At 45.7% G+C, this 20134-nt stretch carries 18 protein-coding genes and 1 tRNA gene; 10 read left to right on the top strand and 9 right to left on the bottom strand.

The features are described 5' to 3' along the window. Positions 1 to 180 precede the first annotated feature (180 nt). Together YWE_RS0120960 and YWE_RS0120965 are read right to left on the bottom strand one after the other, a co-directional pair. The gene (locus tag YWE_RS0120960; protein WP_029096214.1) at positions 181 to 1395 is read right to left on the bottom strand and encodes a tyrosine-type recombinase/integrase; all 1215 of its coding nucleotides are present in this window, start codon (positions 1393 to 1395) and stop codon (positions 181 to 183) included. Between the two features lie 176 nt (positions 1396 to 1571). Then, a tRNA-Phe gene (locus YWE_RS0120965) sits at positions 1572 to 1647 on the bottom strand. Positions 1648 to 1988: 341 nt separating this feature from the next. On the opposite strand from YWE_RS0120965, the gene YWE_RS0120970 reads away from it, so the two are divergent. Next, entirely contained in the window at positions 1989 to 2681 is a 693-nt protein-coding gene (locus YWE_RS0120970; protein WP_029096215.1) for a MarC family NAAT transporter, read from the top strand. A 91-nt stretch (positions 2682 to 2772) separates the two neighbouring features. On the opposite strand, the gene YWE_RS0120975 is transcribed toward YWE_RS0120970, so the two are convergent. Further along, positions 2773 to 4956 carry an extracellular solute-binding protein gene (locus tag YWE_RS0120975; protein ID WP_029096216.1) on the bottom strand — a complete coding sequence of 728 codons (2184 nt, stop codon included), beginning with the start codon at positions 4954 to 4956 and terminating at the stop codon, positions 2773 to 2775. 364 nt (positions 4957 to 5320) lie between these two features. Between YWE_RS0120975 and YWE_RS0120980 the strand changes: the two genes are divergently transcribed. Beyond that, positions 5321 to 5914: a DUF2628 domain-containing protein gene (locus YWE_RS0120980; RefSeq protein WP_029096217.1), complete on the top strand. Its 594-nt coding sequence runs from the start codon at positions 5321 to 5323 to the stop codon at positions 5912 to 5914. A gap of 98 nt (positions 5915 to 6012) precedes the next feature. Here YWE_RS0120980 and YWE_RS0120985 read toward each other — a convergent pair whose 3' ends face one another. Then, entirely contained in the window at positions 6013 to 7239 is a 1227-nt protein-coding gene (locus tag YWE_RS0120985; protein ID WP_029096218.1) for a phosphopentomutase, read from the bottom strand. A 554-nt stretch (positions 7240 to 7793) separates the two neighbouring features. Between YWE_RS0120985 and YWE_RS0120990 the strand changes: the two genes are divergently transcribed. Both YWE_RS0120990 and YWE_RS0120995 read left to right on the top strand, forming a co-directional pair. Beyond that, the gene (locus tag YWE_RS0120990) at positions 7794 to 8615 is read left to right on the top strand and encodes an MBL fold metallo-hydrolase (protein ID WP_029096219.1); all 822 of its coding nucleotides are present in this window, start codon (positions 7794 to 7796) and stop codon (positions 8613 to 8615) included. A 10-nt stretch (positions 8616 to 8625) separates the two neighbouring features. Next, positions 8626 to 9873 carry an MFS transporter gene (locus tag YWE_RS0120995; RefSeq protein ID WP_174768738.1) on the top strand — a complete coding sequence of 416 codons (1248 nt, stop codon included), beginning with the start codon at positions 8626 to 8628 and terminating at the stop codon, positions 9871 to 9873. Positions 9874 to 10143: 270 nt separating this feature from the next. On the opposite strand, the gene YWE_RS0121000 is transcribed toward YWE_RS0120995, so the two are convergent. Both YWE_RS0121000 and YWE_RS0121005 read right to left on the bottom strand, forming a co-directional pair. Further along, entirely contained in the window at positions 10144 to 11562 is a 1419-nt protein-coding gene (locus YWE_RS0121000; RefSeq protein ID WP_036016799.1) for a sodium:proton antiporter, read from the bottom strand. Between the two features lie 105 nt (positions 11563 to 11667). After that, positions 11668 to 12555 (bottom strand): LysR family transcriptional regulator, encoded by an 888-nt coding sequence (locus YWE_RS0121005; protein WP_029096222.1) that lies wholly within the window; start codon positions 12553 to 12555, stop codon positions 11668 to 11670. Positions 12556 to 12787: 232 nt separating this feature from the next. Between YWE_RS0121005 and YWE_RS0121010 the strand changes: the two genes are divergently transcribed. From YWE_RS0121010 to YWE_RS0121035, 6 genes are all read left to right on the top strand, one after another. Further along, positions 12788 to 14101, top strand: coding sequence for a CitMHS family transporter (locus YWE_RS0121010; protein ID WP_029096223.1), 1314 nt, complete (start codon positions 12788 to 12790; stop codon positions 14099 to 14101). Between the two features lie 24 nt (positions 14102 to 14125). Next, positions 14126 to 15463 carry an acyclic terpene utilization AtuA family protein gene (locus YWE_RS0121015; protein ID WP_029096224.1) on the top strand — a complete coding sequence of 446 codons (1338 nt, stop codon included), beginning with the start codon at positions 14126 to 14128 and terminating at the stop codon, positions 15461 to 15463. Between the two features lie 2 nt (positions 15464 to 15465). Further along, on the top strand, positions 15466 to 15765 hold the full coding sequence (locus YWE_RS0121020) for an AtuA-related protein (protein ID WP_029096225.1): 300 nt from the start codon (positions 15466 to 15468) through the stop codon (positions 15763 to 15765). A gap of 162 nt (positions 15766 to 15927) precedes the next feature. Further along, the gene (gene atoD, locus YWE_RS0121025; protein WP_029096226.1) at positions 15928 to 16587 is read left to right on the top strand and encodes an acetate CoA-transferase subunit alpha; all 660 of its coding nucleotides are present in this window, start codon (positions 15928 to 15930) and stop codon (positions 16585 to 16587) included. Beyond that, the gene (locus YWE_RS0121030; RefSeq protein WP_029096227.1) at positions 16584 to 17231 is read left to right on the top strand and encodes a 3-oxoacid CoA-transferase subunit B; all 648 of its coding nucleotides are present in this window, start codon (positions 16584 to 16586) and stop codon (positions 17229 to 17231) included. Before atoD ends, YWE_RS0121030 begins: the two co-directional genes overlap by 4 nt. 12 nt (positions 17232 to 17243) lie before the next feature. Continuing rightward, positions 17244 to 18422 carry an acetyl-CoA C-acetyltransferase gene (locus YWE_RS0121035; RefSeq protein WP_029096228.1) on the top strand — a complete coding sequence of 393 codons (1179 nt, stop codon included), beginning with the start codon at positions 17244 to 17246 and terminating at the stop codon, positions 18420 to 18422. A 71-nt stretch (positions 18423 to 18493) separates the two neighbouring features. Here YWE_RS0121035 and YWE_RS0121040 read toward each other — a convergent pair whose 3' ends face one another. From YWE_RS0121040 to YWE_RS0121050, 3 genes are all read right to left on the bottom strand, one after another. After that, on the bottom strand, positions 18494 to 18802 hold the full coding sequence (locus YWE_RS0121040) for a putative quinol monooxygenase (RefSeq protein WP_029096229.1): 309 nt from the start codon (positions 18800 to 18802) through the stop codon (positions 18494 to 18496). A 73-nt stretch (positions 18803 to 18875) separates the two neighbouring features. Next, positions 18876 to 19607 carry a nucleoside/nucleotide kinase family protein gene (locus tag YWE_RS0121045; RefSeq protein WP_029096230.1) on the bottom strand — a complete coding sequence of 244 codons (732 nt, stop codon included), beginning with the start codon at positions 19605 to 19607 and terminating at the stop codon, positions 18876 to 18878. After that, complete coding sequence (locus tag YWE_RS0121050; RefSeq protein ID WP_029096231.1) at positions 19585 to 20112, bottom strand: MltR family transcriptional regulator; 528 nt, start codon at positions 20110 to 20112, stop codon at positions 19585 to 19587. The genes YWE_RS0121045 and YWE_RS0121050 overlap by 23 nt, the downstream gene beginning before the upstream one ends. Positions 20113 to 20134: the final 22 nt, after the last annotated feature.

A 20134-nucleotide genomic window follows, 5' to 3' on the forward strand; every position in this document is an offset into this window, starting at 1 on the left:
AATCACAGGTAATCGTTAAGTGTGGTGCTTTTCTCTTTAGTCGAGTAGATTTTATTTTCATGAATACGTCTCATTCGTATGGTTTATTATGAACAAAAAGAGGGGAGGCTAAAAAGCCTCCCCTCTATTCTCTTTATTTTACTGACTGCCTTAGAACGCAAAATACCTTTTCACAACAGACTACGCCTGCTTTTTAAAGGTTCCATGCACGACATTACCGCCATGCTCTAAATTATCCATGTAGTCCGCATACCACTGAAGCATTTCCCTGCGACCATCAAGATATTGAGCATGGTTATAGGTTCCACGAATGGAATTTTTGTCGGCGTGAGCAAGTTGAGTTTCGACCCAGGCCGAACTGTATCCCTGTTCATGCAGAATGGTGCTCATGGTGTGCCGAAATCCGTGGCCGGTTGCTTTACCGTCATAACCCAAGCGTTTGAGAACCATGTTAATGCTGGCCTCACTCATGGGTTTATTAACATTGTTGCGGCCAGGGAATAGCAATGGATAGTGACCTGTAATGGCATGAAGTTCACGCAGCGTTGATATTACTTGATTAGATAACGGAACAAGATGTAGTCGGCGCATTTTCATGCGCTCTATGGGGATCTCCCAAAGGCCTTGTTCAAAGTCAAACTCTTTCCATTGTGCTGCCCGCAGTTCAATTGTACGGACACCGGTTAACAAGAGCAGTCGTGTTGCTAACCGGGTTAAAGGACTTCCAGAGTACGAAGCTAATGCGGTTAATAGTTCAGGTAATTCCCCGGCAGAAAGGTGAGGGAAGTGTTCTGCTTTTTGTGTCGCTAGTGTGCCGACGAGTTCGGCGGTAGGATTAATTTCTGCCCGGCCAGTGGCAATCGCATAGCGAAATATTTGATTGCAGCTTTGCCGTACTTTACGCATTTTCTCAAGCGCACCGCGTTTTTCGATAATACGCAATACCTGAAGCATATCGAGCGGGCGGATGTCAGCGATAGGGCGTTTACCCACATGAGGGAAGATATCCTTATTTAATGCATCCAAGACACTCTCAGCATAGCCTTCAGACCAAGACTTACACTTATGGGCATGCCATTCCATAGCAAGGGCTTTAAATGTATTTTCAATGGTATATTTTTTAGCTTGCTTCTCTTGTTGTTTTTTCTCGCTGGGGTCAGTCCCTTGAGTGAGGGCTTTTCGGGCTTCGTCACGTTTAAGGCGGGCATCAGCGAGTGATACATCAGGATAGACGCCAATGGCGAGCTTTTTTTCTTTTCCGGCGATGCGGTATTTGAGACGCCAGTACTTAGAGCCATTTGGTTTTACTAGTAAATAAAGCCCACGTTCGTCAGTGAGTTTATACTCTTTGTCTTTAGGCTTAACAGTCTCGACTTGTCTAGCATTGAGTGGCATATGGGGGCCCCAAAATCACGTTGAACAAGAAAGGCCCCCATACGGGCCCCCAGTAGTCACTTGACTTAGATTGACATAGGGAGAAAGTAGTGGAGCTTGCATGTAATGAATGTTAAGTATAGCAAGGAATATAAGGGATATTTATTGAATCGAGTTGACTTGTGTAGAAGTTAAAATGGTGCCCGGACTCGGAATCGAACCAAGGACACGGGGATTTTCAATCCCCTGCTCTACCGACTGAGCTATCCGGGCAACGGTGCGTAATTAAACAGGATTACGTTCAGAAGGTCAAACACTTTAACATCATCACTGTAGAAAATAGGATTAACTGCTCTCTTTTCAATCAAGTTGGCTAAAAATCAGCTTTTACCGTGGCTGGTAGTGAAAACATTTGGGGTGAAAGCTCTGATAGCTAATAATCCCCTAGCGGGCTTACTTATACTGCACTACCATAATAATTATCAATTATATAAAGCTTGTTTGACGTTGGTATAAAGGGTTGTCCAGCGGGGGAAGCTCTGTGGTGTATTTCTGTACCGGATAACTTAATGGCGGGATATCAGGTTTTAATTTTAACGATGGAATTTTGAATCATGAGCACAATATTAGAGATCTCTCATCTGGTTTTTTTAGGGTTGGTGCTACTGATTCCTTTAACCAATCCGCTGACTTCCGTCGCTCTGTTTCTCAGCCTGAGCGGTGATATGAGCCTGGAGGAGCGCCACCGCCAGTCTAAAATGGCTTCGATTTATGTATTTATGATTTTAGTGCTGTCGTTTGTTGGCGGTGAAGTTGTTATGAATACTTTTGGTATTTCGATTCCGGGCCTGCGTATCGCCGGCGGGCTGATCGTTGCCTATATCGGATTCAGAATGCTATTTCCCGACCCTGCCGCTGTTCAGGCTGAAACCCAGAAGACTGGCGATGAGCCGAAAGTGATTAAGCCGGTATCGCGCAATATTGCGTTTGTTCCGCTAGCGATGCCGAGTACCGCAGGCCCCGGTACCATTGCGATGGTGATTTCGGGAGCATCCAGTTGGCATCAGAGCGGGGCTCCTAGCCCTTGGATTGCTTACACCGCCCTGATTGTAACCAGCCTGATTTTGTCTCTGGTGCTGTGGATAAGCTTAAGAAGCTCTGATGTGATTATGAAAGCCATTGGTAAAGAGGGCATTGAGGCCGTTTCGCGGGTGATGGGCTTTTTACTGGTATGTATGGGCGTGCAGTTTGTTATTAACGGCGTTCTGGAAATTGTGCGGACTTATCAGCCGATGCTGCCGCACTGATCGGGTTATTAACCGGGCAATATAGTTGCTAGCAACAGCATACTAATAAGGGGAGGAGGCAATGATTTGTTCCTCCCCTTATTGATTGTGACTAACTTTTAAATTCGCTGCCCGCCAGCCGGGTATTGAGGTATTTAATCGTTTCTTCAGTGGTCATCATACCGTTAATCCGGTTGACGATGCTTTGGCCGATAACTTTCTCAACCATCCGCAAATTCAGGCTGCTGCCATCCTGAAAGAAGGTCTCCCGAACGCCGTTGTAACCGGTTTTATGGGGTAAATCCAGCCATGGATAATATTCCATAATGTCCGGGTTATCATAAATGCAGTTATTGGCGGAAGTGCCGCCTAACAGTACGATCTGTTCGGCGATTTCATCAGAGAAAACCCATTTAAAAAACTCTGCCGCTTCGCTCTCTTTTTGACTGTATTTTGAGACGCCCAGCGAGCCTCCGCCAATCAGTGCCTTATTATCCGGGACGCTATCAAAACCCACTAACGGAGATATGGTGCTGTGTAAGGTATGTGAAAACAGGTTCATATACACAATGATCATGGCAACACTGCCGCTTTCAAACAGCGATACGGATTCATTCCACCAGGTCGCCGAGAGGTTTTTTACTACCTTCAGGCTGTCAATATATTCCCGGATAGTCTCTGCACCGAGTACCGGATCTAGCTTCAGCGTGCAGTCTTCTTGCCTGAGGCGACCACCTAACGAGTAATAGCGCAGTAAAAACTCAGATGCCACAATCTCAGTGTTACCTAAGCTGGCACAGGCTCCGTATTCCAGCGGCGACTGTGGGTTCAGGGCGCGGGAGAAGAAGCGGGCGATAGTATCGAACTCTTCAAAGGTGGCCGGCGGAGCAAGTTCGCGTTTATGTTGTTCATAAAACATCCGTTTTACCTTGGCATCGTTAAAGATGTCTTTACGATAAAACAGCATTTGAATGCTGGGATCAAACGGAATGGCGTAAAACTGACCGTTGACCTGACTGTAACGCTTAACGATTTGCTGAGAATAATGACTCAGTAGCTGATAAACCTCATCACCCAGTTCGCTGAGCGGTTTTAGCGTTGATTTAGCAAACCAGGGCAGGCCGGCCATATCAATACGAATAATATCGTAATACTGATGGTGCTCTAGGTTAGTCAGGATTTCATAAATATCATTAAACGGATGAATATTCAGCCGGACATCAATACCGGTTTTATGCCTGAAGTTGGGCAACAGCTTTTTAAGCGCATCGGTTGACGGGCTGGGCAAGGTTAATATATTGAGGGTGGTTGCTGGCCGTGAGGCGAGATGCGCATTTAGCCGATGGTCGAACATAAAACCGCGGTTCTGAATATTAATCTTTGGCGGGGTTTTATCATCAGTTGAATTAAGCAGCCACTCGGCGATTTGTTTGCCTAACAGCTCATAATTCATATGGTACTGATGTACCTGTTCTTCAATGATGAACTCAGCATCTGACAGGCTATAGATTCGGGGAGCTTGGCCAAGGTTACCTAAAAAATTGGCATTTTTAATATAGCGGGCTTTCTCTATATCACTGGTAATAATCGCATCAGGCGGTGTGCCGGTGAAAAAGTTGAATGCATCATTATAACTACGCGAGGGCGAAGTCGGAATGTGGGTTATTTGCCGATCGGGATTTTGAGATAGCCACTGCTGTTCAAATCCTTGCATAAAATCTGCAGTACAGCTGTATTGGTTCAGATCGGTAAACAGGCCGACATTCTTCAGCGCTTTCTTATCTAACGCCTGAGCTATCTCTTTACCCGCCAGCCGAAAATCTAATGTCTGATAGTTGCGGGCATTATACAGATGGCGATAAGCAAAAATAATTTTTTCCGGCGAGATTTTTAACTGACTGTAATACTCATCAGCATCTTCTAAACAAGAGACGGCTATCACGGCGTAATTGCGATTAGCAGCAATCTTTTGGATAATCTGCAGCTCGTTCTGTTGCTGGTCATTGGTGGTATAGAGGTCAACGTTATACCCCTGTCGGGATAGCAGATTATCTAAGCCAAGATAGAGTTTGTTGTAATGTGTGGTCGTGATATTAGGCAGAATAACCGAAATGGTATTGGTATGGCCTTCTCTTAAAGATTTTGCCTGGGCATTCAACTGATAGCCGACTTCTCGGGCTGCAGCCTCTACGGCTCTAATTTTTTCAATGCTGACGTTTCCCCGGTTATTTAAAACGTTGGAAACGGTGCCGTGAGACACACCCGCCATTTTTGCAATATCTTTGATAGTAGGCATAAATTTATCCGCGCTAAACCATAAGCTGGATTCTAGCATCTCAGGTAAACCAACCTCAATCAACGGCTGGGCCGTTGTTATCGTTATCGCTTACTTTTATTGATTTCCTGAGTGCCCGCTTTGGTAGGGTACTCACTATACAAGAGATATTACCTGATAAGCCGCAGGCGCAACCGTTTATAATTCGGGCGTTATTTCTCAAATCCGGAACGGGGCGGGTAATTTACTCATCGAGAAGGGCAAATAATGGTACAGGATCGTGTTGAAAGGCCCGCAGATGAACGTTACTATAACCGCAGGCAGCGTTGTTAATGGAGTTAATGGCGCATCAGGCACAATATTTAAATAGAAACGGGATGATGCAATGGAGCAGTGCTCGAAGTGTGGAAATATATCGGTTAATGAAAAAGGCGAGTGTGTTGTTTGTGATGAAACTGCATCCGTAAATCCTTATGCTGTTTCTGCGGCGGTAACTGACTCAGCGCAACCGGAGTTCTCGGCATCGACGGCAACCGCGGATAAGGATGATTACGTTAAAGCATTCATCGGTCCTAAGTATTACTCCTTTTTTCCTCACGGCGCAGGTATCCCTAAAAAGTGGAACTGGGCTGCTTTCTTCCTCGGTGTGTTCTGGTTTGTTTATCGTAAAATGTATGTCTATGCTGCCATCTATTTAGGCATCGGCATTTTTCTGACAGCCGCACAGACCCTGTTAGGGATTCCGGAAGAGTTTTCAAATGTGGTTAGTCTGGCGCTGGGTATCGGTGCAGGCATGCTGGCCAATAATCTGTATAAAAGTCATATTGATAAAAATATTGCAGAAACGCTGTCGGTAGTAAAAGGCAGTGAAATTGTCCCGGTATTACAGGCTAAAGGCGGTACTAATCTGGTTGGTGCGCTAATCTGTGGTGCTCTGCTGGTCGGTATTGTGACGCTTTCGGTCGTTGCCGGTCTGTAGTGAACTGATATAGCTAACGGATTTAAATAAAACAATCTGATATTGAAGTGACCCCCAATAGTTGGGCAATCCATTATTGGGGGTCTTTTTATCGGGAGTTAAAAGATCGCTTTACCATAGTCCATCGGAGAAAGGCCAAAATAACCGGCGATTGACTGGCCTATATCGGCAAAAGTTTCGCTTTTGCCTAAAAATCCTGCTTGAATCTTCGCACCATAAACCAATACCGGAATATATTCTCTGGTATGTTCAGTGCCCGGCCATGTCGGATCGCAGCCGTGGTCAGCGGTAAAAATCACCACATCATCACCGGTGACCTTAGTCAGTAATTCAGGCAGTCGGCGATCAAATCGCTCTAGCGCAGCCGCATACCCGGCGACATCCCGACGATGGCCGTAAGATGAATCAAAATCGACGAAGTTAGTAAAAACAATGCTGTTATTTGTCGCATTATCTATTTCATGCAATGTCGCATCCATCAAATCATCAAGGCCGGTAGCTTTTACTTTTTTGGTAATGCCGACGTCAGCGTAAATATCAGCAATTTTGCCAATGGAAATCACATGACCGCGTTTTTCATCCACCAGTTTTTTCAACACCGTTGGCGCCGGAGGCTCTACTGCGTAATCGTGGCGGTTGCCGGTGCGTTCAAAATTATCAGCACAGGTACCGGTGAAGGGGCGAGCAATAACCCGGCCCACATTGTAGCCGCCGATATTCAGCTCTTCTCTGGCTATTTCACATAGCTGATATAGCCTGTCGAGACCAAAGCTCTGTTCGTGGGCTGCAATTTGAAATACTGAATCCGCAGAGGTATAGAAAATAGGCTTGCCGCTGGCCAGATGTTCTTCACCCAAACGGGTAAGAATTTCAGTTCCTGATGCATGGCAATTGCCTAAATAACCGGGCAGATTTGCCCGATTGACTAAAGTATTGAGCAACTCTGGCGGAAAGCTATTGTGCTTATTTTCAAAATATCCCCAGTCAAACAGTACCGGTACGCCGGCAATTTCCCAGTGACCAGACGGCGTATCTTTGCCGGATGACAGCTCTTGAGCATAGCCATAAGCCCCGATAATCGCGTCAGCCTGTTCCAGCCCTTGCGGATACTGGCCGCTGGCAGCCTCTGCGGCTTTACCTAAACCAAGGCGGACTAAGTTAGGTAAACGTAGCGGCCCTGAGCGTAGGTGATTATCCGCTCGGCCTTGAGCGCAGGCGGCTGCGATATGGCCTAAGGTATTTGCTCCGGCATCGCCAAAGCGAGTGGCATCCGGGCTGGCTCCGATGCCAAATGAGTCTAATACCATAATAAATATACGTTTCATGGCTATTTCTCCCGCTGGATATCAGATAAAAATCCTTTTAGTTATCCGGATATCATTGTGAATGATGGTTTTTGGAACGTACCATTTAATTGGGCGCTATTCTATCAAATAATATCGCGGTAATAGGGCGTTTCCAACAGCACGGCAGGCGGGTAACATGAGAGACTTGGAACGTTGAATTATATTATTTCATTGTTTTATAACGTATTTAATTAAATTATTGATACATGGAATCTTAGATTTATCTCCGTTTTATGATGATATTTTAACAACAGAGCCCAAAAATTTGTTGGATCAATAAAGAGAATTAATCAGTATTTAATAAATAATATTTATCTTTTTGATTTAATTTGAATTTAATTTATCTCTCACCAACTTACTATGACCTCTATCACTAAATCAGACGAGGTGTATTGCATCGATCAATCTTTACTGATTATCATAATTGACACGTTCCAATTTTAATTTGTTAGTGATGGGCTGAATAAGAGCAACGGGTCGGGAATAGCCGATCCCACTCTCAGCCCGTTTAGTTTTATTTAAGAGGAAACACTATGAAACTCCATTTTTTGGGTTCATCGGCATCGGAAGGTATCCCGAATCCCTATTGTAAATGTGAGATTTGTGAACGGGCACGAACGGTTAAAGGCAAAAATATAAGAACCCGTTCGGCAGCGGTGATTGATGATGTTATGCAAATTGATATGTCGCCTGAGTTCAGCTATCAGGTGATGCGTGACAATGTTGATGTCACTCAGATTAAAGACCTGCTGTTTACCCACACTCATCCGGATCATTTCAACGTGGGGGATTTATTCAGCCGCATGGAAGGGTATGGGTTTGAGATTACTCATCCGCTTGAAGTTTACGGTAATGACATTGCAATTAACGGTTGCCTTGATGTGTTACCCGGCTATAGCAAACAGCGCTTTAAATTCAATTGCCTGATCCCCTTTGTCACGGTAGAAACCAGCTCAGGAGCGAAGGTAACGCCGTTGCTGGCTAACCACGCTAAGTGGGAGTTTTGTTATATCTACTTTATCGAGAAAGAGGGCAAAACGATGCTCTATGGTCATGATTCAGGCTGGTTCCCTGAGCTGACCTGGCAATGGTTACAGGGAAAGAAATTAGACCTGACCGTACTGGAATGTACCTATGGCTATAATCAAAATGCCCGCTCTGACGGACATATGAGTATAGAAACGGTGCTTGCCACGCAAGAAAAACTGAAAGCCAATGGCATTTATCATTCTGCCAGCCAGCTGGTTGTATCCCATTTGTCCCATAGTAGCGGTTTTATGCATGAAGATTTGGTCAGCATTTTTGAGCCGCATTCCATTGAAGTTGCCTATGACGGATTAATTAAATTAATCTGAAGGAATAATAATAATGCAAAATAAAACGCCACGGCTGCTGATCATGATGTTCTTGCAGTACTTTGTGCAAGGCTCATGGAATATGACTATGGGACTGGTACTGAGTACATTTGGCCTATCGTCGATTATCGGCACTTCTTATGCTTTACTCGGGCTAGCGACCATTATTTCCCCGCTGTTTGTCGGGATGATTGCCGACAGGTTTATCTCTTCGCAAAAGATTATGGGCAGCTTACATTTGGTTAATGCCTGTGTGCTGTTCTCTATCCCTGCCTTTATTGAAGCGCAAAACGGTACCATGTTCCTAACGCTGCTGTTTGTTGTCGGGATTCTGTTTTACCCGACCACCGCATTGGCTAACAGCATCAGCTTCCGTCATATTAACGGCGTAAAAATGTTTCCGATCATTCGGGTGTTTGGGACTTTTGGCTTTATGTGTATCGGCTTTATTATGGGCCAAATGGGCTTCTCCGGCAGCACTATTACCTATGAAATCGCCGCCGGTTCTGCCATTGTGTTAGGTCTGTACTGCTTTACCCTGCCAAGTACTCCGCCTAATGGTAAAGGGAAGAAATTCTCACTGCGCGATCTGTTATGCCTTGATGCACTGTCCTTATTTAAAGACCGTAACTTCAGCGTGTTTATGATTTGTACCGTGTTCCTGATGATCCCTAAAACTGCTTACAGTGCTTATGTACCGGTATTCCTGAAAGCATTAGGCTACGACAATGCTGCAACCATGATGCAAATCGGTATCGCTACCGAAGTGGTATTTATGTTTGTGCTGTCATTCTTCTTAATGCGCTTTGGCTTTAAGAAGATCATTCTGTGTGGCGCGGTGGTGTGGATTGTTCGTTCTCTGCTGTTCTCTTACGCAGCCATAGATGACAATATTCTGTGGATTGTGGTCGGCCTGATGCTGCAGGGAATTTGCTGGGACTTCTTCTTTACCGCCGGTGATATCTACGTAGACCATAAAGCAGGGACACATATTAAGGCCCAGGCACAAAGCTTACGCTTCGTTATTTCAAACGGCGTTGGCTTAATGTTTGCCTCTTCTATCTGTGGTTATATCTTTAATAATACCGTCACCGGAACGCCGGATATTGCACTACAGCAGTGGCATGTATTCTGGTACTACCCGGCAGCCGTTGCGGTGGTTGTTTCGGTGATGTTCTTTATCTTCTTTAAAGATACTGACCTGATATTTAAGAAAAAGGAGCAGCCTCAGCCTGTTCCGGTAGAAGCTAATAGCTAACTTAGCGTTGGTATTATCTAAAGCAGACAAAGGGCCATTTTATGGCCCTTTGTCTTGATGATGAATTATTGATATTTAAAAATAGCTGCGCGAGCAGCCGGAGCTTTGTAAACTCAAAAGTACCGCCCCTCGGCCGCTAGAAAAAATCAATATTCCGATGTTGATAGGGCGGACGAAACTTACACTCAAATTAAATAAAACCACTTTGTCAGCAAAAAACAAAAGGGCCATTTTTATGGCCCTTTAATCTATTTAATTAACGGTTATTGACTAAAAGACAAAAAATATCACCGTTAATAACAAGAATAGCGGTATCAGGATGCCGATAGACCACTTCATATAACCAAAGAAGCTTGGCATCGCAATGCCGCTCTGGGTGGCGATGCTTTTTACCATAAAGTTTGGCGCATTACCTATGTAGGTCAGAGCGCCCATAAATACCGATCCCATCGATATTGCCAACAGGGTTTGCTGTAACGGCCCCATCAAGGTTGCGGCATCACCGGCGGCCAGATTAAAGAACACCAGATACGTCGGCGCATTATCCAAGAAGCCAGAGAGCATTCCGGCCAGCCAGAAGTACATTGAGTTAACCGGTGAACCCTGTGGGTCTGAGACTAACGCCACTAACCCGGCCAGATGCCCGGCTTGTCCGGCACGAAGAATAGCCAGCACCGGAGCGATGGTAATAAAGATACCGGCAAACAGCTTACCCACTTCCAGAATCGGCTCCCAGTTAAACTGGTTAACTGACCGAACCTGTTTGGCAGTAAATATCATTGAAAGTGCAGTAATCACTAATAACAGTATATCGCGGGAGATATCCTGTAAGGTTAGGGGCACCCCCAATACGGTGAAACTGATACCTGATTTCCAAAAGCCAGAAAGCAATACGCTGCAAATAACGCCGAGCAGTAACACAAAGTTGAAAGTACCATACAGACGCAGCTTGGAGTCCGGCGTCGGGTCGTGTTCTTCTATTTCATCTTCACGCTTGTAGTAGTAGCTATCAATAAAGTAGAACATGGTCAGCAGTATAATCGCACAGATAAAGACCGGTAACAGCATATGCTTGGCGGTCCAGAAGAAATCGACGCCTTTTAAGAAACCAATAAACAGCGGAGGATCGCCTAACGGCGTCAACCCGCCGCCTATGTTGGCCACTAAGAATATAAAGAAAATAATAACGTGGACCCGATGCTTGCGGTTATCGTTGGCTCTGATTAACGGGCGAATCAGCAACATGGCGGCACCGGTAGTGCCCATCAGCGAAGCCAGTATGGTGCCGATGGCCAACAGTGCGGTATTTAACTTAGGCGAACCGTGTAAGTTTCCTTTGACCAGAATGCCACCGGAGACGGTAAACAGTGATAGCAGTAGGATAATAAAAGGCAAATATTCAGCCAGCATGGCATGAGCAATAACGCTGATGCTGGTGCCCATGCCAAAGCTGATAGTAAAGGGAATCAGGAATAAAACGGACCATAAGGCGGTAATTTTACCGAAGTGATGATGCCATATAGTCGGGACCAGTAACGGGCACAGTGCGATTGAAAGCAGAATGCCGACAAATGGAATGCCCCAGACCAAGTTCAGACTGCTACCGTCAATATCAGCAGCAACGCTGATAGCGGGCATAAACAGGCCGAAAGACAAGCATAATAGTTTTAGTAATGACTGACGGAACATCGGGTGTTACTCCGGTAGCGAACAAGTTTAGTGTTAAAACGTTTCAGTATTTGAGCAAAGATTTAGTCTCTCTGTCAAAAAAACAGTGGTATTTAATTATATTTGTTAAGGTATGCGTTGCGTTTCTATTAAGAAATCGTAAAAATCATGGCTTGATTTAGATAATTGTTTGCCTGATTTTTTAATTAAATAAATATTTCTTATCAAGTTATCTCCTGTTATTGGTTTTACTAAAATATCCGGGTGTTGAAACATATATAAAGTTAATTCTGGAAGGAATGTTATTCCTGAATTGGATAATAATAAACCAAATAGCGTACTTAATTGCTCTATTTCGATATAATTAATATTCTCATTATTTGTTATATCAACATGTAAAGACTGATAAATACTGGTTGTAGGGCCAAATCGAATAACCGTATTATGACTAATGTCTTCCAGACTGATCTCACTGTGTTGTGCCAGCGGGTGGTGCTTATTGAGCGCTAAAAAGTATTTTTCGGTATATATTCTATGGCTATCTACTCCGTTCTCTTTCGGGAGAAAACCGACGATGCCAAGTTCAGTTACTTCGTTTAGCACCGCTGATAAACAGTAGTCTGAGGGCAGATCTTTAACGTCAAAAATGGCTTTAGGCTGTATTTGTTTAAAATGTTCAATGTAGTTCGGCAAAAGCTTAACCGCAATTGAGGGTAATGTGGCGACCGAGACATTGAATTGTTCTCGGTTCAGATGATCGTGCCAGTGAGAAAGACCGAGGTTAAACTCCCTCATTATGCCGGCAGCAATGCCTTGGAACACTTCACCATCAGACGTTAAGTCCACTTTTTTGGCATTTCGGTCAAAAAGGCGTACTCCGGCCTCTTTTTCGATAGAATAAATGAGATGGCTGAATGCCGGTTGTGATAAGAATACCGACTCTGCCGCACGGGTAAAATTTCGGTGCTCACACAGGGCCAGAAAGGCACGAAATTGTTTAATTGATAAATTCATAATGACCCGTTTCTCCATAGTAAATGACTGTATATGTCATTTAATTTTTTTATATTGTGATGAACGTCCCATTATTATTTAATCGATAATTCATCTTTTGGATACGATTATTTGATTATTGAATTTCCCTGTTTTCTTATTGCTATTATTATGGTGGTGATAATAATTAATCAACCCTAAATGTTATTTAACTTTTATTACCTCTATAAATTAAGGGCAGGAGATCTTATATATGATCGCTTTATTTGGCCTACTGACTATTCTGGTTGTTTTAGCAGTAATAATGACCAAGAAAATGTCTCCAATGGCAGCACTAATCGCTATTCCAATTGTGATGGCTTTGTTAGCCGGTTTTGATATTGGCGCAGTCAATAAATTTGCCGTCGGCGGTGTAAAAAACATCGCACCGGTTATCGGCATGTTTGTTTTTGCTATTCTGTTTTTTGGCATTTTGACCGATGCCGGGATGTTAGATCCTATCATCGACCGGGTACTTAAAGTTGTCGGCAACAAGCCTTCACGTATTACCTTAGGTTCCGCCGTATTGGCTTCAATCGTTCATTTGGATGGTTCGGGTGCCGTGACCTTCCTGGTGGTTATTCCTGCCATGTTGCCGTTGTATAAACGTTTAAAAATGGATCCTAGGGTACTGGCCTGTTCGGTGGCTATGGCGGCGGGTGTTTGTAATATGCTGCCATGGGGTGGACCAACGCTACGAGCGGCATCATCGTTACAAATCCCGGTCATGGAACTCTTTTTACCGGTACTGCCAGTGATGCTTACCGGCCTCGCTTTTGTTTACACCTGTGCATGGTTACTGGGTAAACGAGAAGAAAAGAGATTGGGCTATGTTAATGGTGTTGTGTCATCAGACGAGCAGGGACATCAGGAGACCCGACTGACTGACGAAGAGAAAGCGGTTCGTCGTCCTCATCTGTTCCTCGTCAATATCGGTCTGGTAGTGATTGTTTTAGGTTCGATGATCAGCGGCAAAGTTGATCCTATTATCTGCTTTATGTTGGGTACTGTTATCGCGCTACTGGTGAATTATCGTAAGCCGGATCAGCAAAAAGCCCGTATTGATGCCCACGCTAAGTCTGCATTGATGATGGCCGGCATACTGTTTGCCGCCGGTATCTTTACCGGAGTGATGAAAGAGTCCGGCATGTTGAAAGAGATGGCGTCATACGTGGCGACTCATATCCCTGCTGAATCCGCATCCCACTTCCCGTTTATTATCGGCCTGATAGCCATGCCGTTAAGCATGATTTTTGACCCTGATTCGTTCTATTTCGGCATCTTGCCGGTAATGGCATCGGCGGGCCATGAGCTGGGTGTTCCTGTTATCGAAATGGGACAGGCGGCGATTCTGGGACAAATGACGACAGGTTTCCCTGTTAGTCCACTGACTCCGGCGACTTTCTTATTGGTAGGGTTAGCCGGGATTGATCTAGGTGAACACCAGAAGTTTTCATTCTTCTTCCTGTGGGCGGCATCGATTGTGATGACCGTAGCCGCTGTTTTAATCGGATTATTCCCTATTTAATTAATGACGTTAAGCGTGGATATCATGAAAAAGATCAGAATTGGTGGTGGTGCCGGATATGCCGGTGACCGTATTGAACCAGCCCTTGAACTGGCTCAAAAGGGCGAGATTCAATATTTAGTTTTCGAGTGTCTGGCTGAGCGCACCATTGCCATTGGCCAGAAGCAAAAAGCGGCCGATCCGACTAAGGGTTTTAACGAACTGCTGGCCGACCGAATGAATATGGTCCTGCCAACCTGTATTGAGAAAGGCATCAAAATCATTACCAATATGGGATCGGCCAACCCGCTGTATGCCGGTAAGCTGGTCGCAGAAATTGCTAAGTCTCTGGGGGCTGAGAAGCTGAAGATTGCTATCGTCAGCGGTGATGACGTGCTGGATATGGCAATCAAGTCAGATCTGAAACTGGATGAAATCGGTAAGCCTATCTCTCAATGTAACAAGCAGATTCTTTCAGCTAATGCTTATCTTGGTGCCGAGGCGATGGTTGAAGCATTGAATAATGGCGCAGACATTATTATTGCCGGCCGGGTTTCCGATCCTTCACTGTTTTTAGCGCCGATGATGCATGAATTTGGTTGGAAAAGTGACAACTGGGAAATGCTGGGCAAAGGAACATTAATCGGTCACCTGTTGGAGTGCGGCGGGCAGATTACCGGTGGTTACTATGCCGATCCCGGTTTTAAAGATGTGCCTGATTTAGCCCGTTTAGGCTTCCCTATTGCCGAAGTAGACGAACAGGGTAATGCGGTTATTACTAAAGTGGCCGGTTCCGGTGGCTGCGTTACGGTCGATACCTGTAAAGAGCAAATGCTGTATGAGATTCATCAGCCCGATCGCTATATCACACCTGACGTAGTGGCTGACTTCTCTCAGGTTACCTTTACGCAAATTGCTGCCGATAGAGTTGAAGTTCGCGGTGGCAACGGCGTTGAGCGTACCGGCACGTTAAAAGTGTCCGTCGGTTATCCGGACGGGTTTATCGGTGAAGGCGAGATCTCTTACGCCGGACCGGGTGCGGTAGCTCGTGGTCAGCTAGCGTTAGATATTGTTAAACAGCGCTTTGATATTTGCGGCTTTAAGCCGGAAGAGGTGCGTTACGATCTGATTGGGGTTAATTCTCTGCACGGTGACACTCTCTCGCAGAGCAGCCAGCCTTATGAAGTACGCGTTCGAGTTGCTGCTCGCTGTAATGCTAAGGCTGACGCAGCCAAAGTGGGTAATGAAGTGGAAACTCTGTATACCAACGGCCCGGCCGGTGGTGGCGGTGCAACTAAGTCGGTAAAAGAAATTTTGGCAATGGACTCAACCTTAATTTCCCGTGATTTAGTGACTGCAACCGTCGATTATCTGGAGATTTGATTATGAAACTACGTGAAATTGCGCATTCCCGGACCGGTGATAAAGGAAATACTTCTAATATTTCACTGATTGCCTATTCCCCTGATGACTATGAAAAACTAAAGCAGTCGGTTACCGCTGAGAAAGTGAAAGCCTTCTTTAAAGATACGGTAAAAGGTGAAGTTATTCGTTACGAACTGCCTGCTATCGGCGCCCTGAATTTTGTGATGCGCGGAGCATTAGGCGGAGGCGTTACCCGCTCTTTAGCGCTGGATATGCACGGGAAAGGGTTGAGTTCGGCCATGATGGATATGGATATTTAATCGTTAAATCCCGCTGATACATTCCGGCCAGTTCCCCGGCCGGAATGTAACCCAAGAGATATTTAATACGCTGATTACCCATGCCTGACTTATCAGGCATGCGGGTCAGTATTGTCATTATTTGGGCAACGCGTTTGTGAAAATAGTGACCGGAGAATAGCTATGAGTAAAAAGATTATCGATGCCGGGGCGTTCCGCTCTTATTTACGCGACGGTATGACCATTATGTTTGGCGGCTTTATGGGCATTGGCACACCTCAACTGCTGGTCAATGAAATTATAAAATCGGGCGTACGTGACCTGACGATTATCGGTAACGATACCGGATTTGTTGATACCGGCGTTGGCCCGTTAATTGCCAGCGGGCAGGTTAAGAAAGTGATTGCCTCTCATATTGGGACTAACCCTGAAACAGGCCGTCGCATGATTGCCGGTGAAATGGAGGTTGAACTGGTACCTCAGGGGACGCTGATTGAACGAATTCGCTGCGGCGGTGCAGGTTTAGGCGGTGTTCTGACGCCAACCGGCGTTGGTACTGTGGTGGAATTGGATAAGCAAAAAATTGAAGTCAATCAGGTGACCTATCTATTAGAGCTACCGCTGCGTGCCGATCTAGCAATATTGCAGGCGGCGAAAGCCGACGGCTTGGGAAATCTGGTTTATTCCCTCACCGCGCGTAATTTTAATCCGATTATGGCGCTGGCTGCCGATACCGTGATTGCGCAGTTTGATCAACTGGTTGAAGTCGGTGAATTAGCCCCTGACCACGTGATGACCCCGGGCGCTTTAGTTGACCACCTGTATCATGGAGATAGCCAATGAACGCAAAAGAGATTATTGCCCGTCGGGTAGCAAAAGAGCTTAAAGACGGAGATATTGTTAATTTAGGCATCGGTTTACCGACGCAGGTGGCGAACTATTTGGCCTCTGATATTCACGTCACTCTCCAGTCTGAGAATGGCTTTTTAGGCCTCGGGCCGGTGACTGAAATCGATCCCAACTTAGTCAATGCCGGCGGGCAACCGTGCGGCATGCTGCCGGGCGCAGCGATGTTTGACAGTGCATTTTCATTTGCGTTGATTCGCGGCGGTCATGTAGACGTTTGCGTTTTGGGCGGCCTGCAGGTTGACGAGCATGCCAACTTAGCTAACTGGGTCGTTCCGGGAAAAATGGTACCGGGCATGGGCGGTGCAATGGATCTGGTGGTTGGTGCTAAAAAAGTGATTATTGCCATGGAACACTGTGCCAAAGACGGTGGCGCCAAATTGCTGCATAAATGCAACTTCCCGCTGACGGCCCAGGGCAAAGTCAGCATGGTAGTGACTGAACTGGCGGTGTTTGTGTTTGAACAACAGCAAATGATTTTGACCGAAATTAGTGAGGAGATCTCGCTGGATAAGCTGCGTGAAATAACCGAAGCCAGCTTTGTCGTTTCTGCTGACTTAAAACCAATACAGATCGACTAAGGAGTTAAGAAAATGAATCATTCCGTGGTGATTGTACGAGCAAAAAGAACGGCAATTGGTAAGTTTGCCGGTTCTCTGGCCTCGGTTCCGGCCGTTGAGCTGGGGGCTAAAACGATTGCAGATTGTTTAAGCTCTCTGCCTTCAGACTTGGCGGTAGACGAAGTTATTCTGGGTAATGTTTTGCAGGCGGGCAACGGTCAAAATCCGGCCCGTCAGGCCTCTATTCACGCTGGGTTATCGATTGAAGTCCCTGCGTTTACCGTGAATAAGGTTTGTGGTTCCGGTCTTAAAACGGTGGTGTTAGGCGCTCAGGCTATTTTATCCGGCTCCGGTTCGGTTTATGTTACCGGCGGCATGGAAAATATGAGTGCCGCCCCTTATCTGTTAGATAAGGCCCGTCAGGGCTACCGTATGGGCAATGGCACTTTGGTTGATTCGATGATTAAAGACGGCCTATGGTGTGCGTTCAATGATTATCATATGGGAATCACGGCGGAAAATATTGCCCGCCGTTATGGTTTAACGCGGGAAGAGCAGGATGCCGTAGCGATGGCATCACAACAAAAAGCGGTAGCCGCTATACAGAATGGCCGTTTTGCCAATGAGATTACGCCGATTGAAATCAAAAGCCGTAAAGGCAGCCTGATATTCAATCAGGATGAGTATCCGCGCGGTGATACTACCATGGAATCGCTGGCCGGCTTACGCCCAGCATTCTTACCCGATGGCACGGTAACTGCCGGTAATGCTTCCGGTATTAATGATGCCGCGGCAACGCTGGTCTTGATGCGTGAAGATGAAGCCCTTGCCAGAGGTATTCAGCCTTTAGCGCGCATTCGCGGTTGGGCCTCTGCCGGGGTTGCGGCAGACGTTATGGGGCTGGGTCCGGTTCCTTCGACTCAGAAGGCGCTCAAAATGGCAGGTCTGGCGCTGGGCGATATCGATCTGATTGAAGCCAATGAAGCCTTTGCTGCCCAGTTTTTGGCCGTGGGCCGGGATCTTGGCTTTAACCCGGAAAAAGTCAACGTCAACGGTGGCGCTATAGCCCTTGGTCATCCAATCGGTGCCAGCGGTGCGCGGATTTTGGTCACGCTGGTTCATGCGTTACACACCAATGATAAATCATTAGGGCTGGCAACGCTGTGTATCGGCGGCGGGCAAGGAATCGCGATAGTGGTGGAACGGGTTTAAATATTGATTAGGTACTAAGAATATTTAGCTTATCAACCGACCTACGGCCTTTTCAGCCGTAGGTCGCAGGTTTATATACTATTTGTGGTTTTAGCTAACGCATTGTCCATCAGCGTATAAACGGCGTCTTTTCGTTTGTGTTGATCAATCATCGGTACAAGGCGTGTGAAATGTTCAGTGGCACAGTGAGCCGCTAATGCTGCCCGATCGGGCCACTCCTCGATAAAAATAAAATGGCCGGGATCGTTTTGATCGACAAATAGATCGTAGGCAATACAAAGCGGTTCTCGCTTAGTTGCTGCCACAAGTTCACGGTAGAAAGGAAGGACAATGTGTACAGCATCAGCCTTGATAAAATCTTCTGCAATCACCTTTAACACGCTTAGCTTCCTCAGATAGTAGTAATGGCCAAATCACGAACCGGAAAATCGATAACGGATCTTCACTTCGAATTCATGCCCGTGGCTGGTGAATAAGATACGATCCATCTTCCTGCATCATCAGCATCAGGTCAGCCTGATGACTGCGCTCAAGTACCCGCATCACATTAGGGCCGTCTGATTTCTCAAAGAAACGCTCAGCATCTTCTTTGCTTAGTCCGCCTTTCATTTTTCGGCTAACCAGACGTTGCTTCAGATTATTAATATCACCGGCAATAAAAATGCTGTAATCACAGCGGTTAATCAAATCCTGCCAGCCGGCTTCCTGCAGCAAGAGCCAGTTTCCTTCAATGACCACAATCGGTGCGGTGACTTCAATGGCATCTTGTACCGGATCGTGCAGATTACGGTCATAGGCTGGCCATGTTGCCTGTGGTTTTTGCAGTTCAGCCAGATACTCTTTGAGTAACTCTAAGTTATAGGTATCCGGCGCGCCTTTACGACCGCGCAGGTGGTGCTCATCCAGATAGCTGTTGTAATGGTGAAAACCGTCCATCGGCAGGCCCTGAAAGTCTTGCAGTTCGGTATCCTGCTTAGCGAGTATTTGCCAGAATTCGGTTAGCGTTGATTTACCAATTCCCGGCGGTGCGGCTAAGAAAACCACTAAGCGTTGCTGATGTTCACGCTGCTTTTGTTTAAATAATTGGGTGAGCCGGTGCAGCAGGGGAAGATGGATATCTTTAATATCCCGATCGGGAAATGAGGCGATATAGCTAAATCCGTTAACTCTTAATTCCACATTCATCGACAAGCTCCTTCAAGATCGCCATGACTGAAAGTATCAGCGCTGTTTTTACCAAATTGCTATAACGTTGTTTGCTATAAATAGTGAAGTCAGAGAACTTCATCTTAGTGATGGCATCAATAAGCTGTGAATTCTCCGTTGCAGCATTTAAGTTGCTCAACAAGGTATAAACAATATCACTACTAAAATCGGCAGCCTGAACTTCATTCGCCAGATATTCATTAAACTGGGTCAGGCTGAAGATATCGGCATATAACTCTTTGCGTACTTTGCCTAAGGCATACACTAAGCGCAGAGAAATATGAATATCATCCAGCGGGCCAGCCTTGGCTAATAGCGGCTTAACGGCATATTCCTGAATATCAGGATCGTCATTGATAAAAAGATAGGGAAGAAAGTTTCTAAGCCCAATAAAGAGGAAATCATTCGATCTCTGAATAAACTCAGGCAGGTTGGTAATCTGCTCAAGCTGTTCAATGATTTCATCTTCTGTAAGTTCAACCATCCTTATCTATCAAACCTTATCA

The organism is Budvicia aquatica DSM 5075 = ATCC 35567 (assembly GCF_000427805.1).
Classification (GTDB): domain Bacteria; phylum Pseudomonadota; class Gammaproteobacteria; order Enterobacterales; family Enterobacteriaceae; genus Budvicia; species Budvicia aquatica.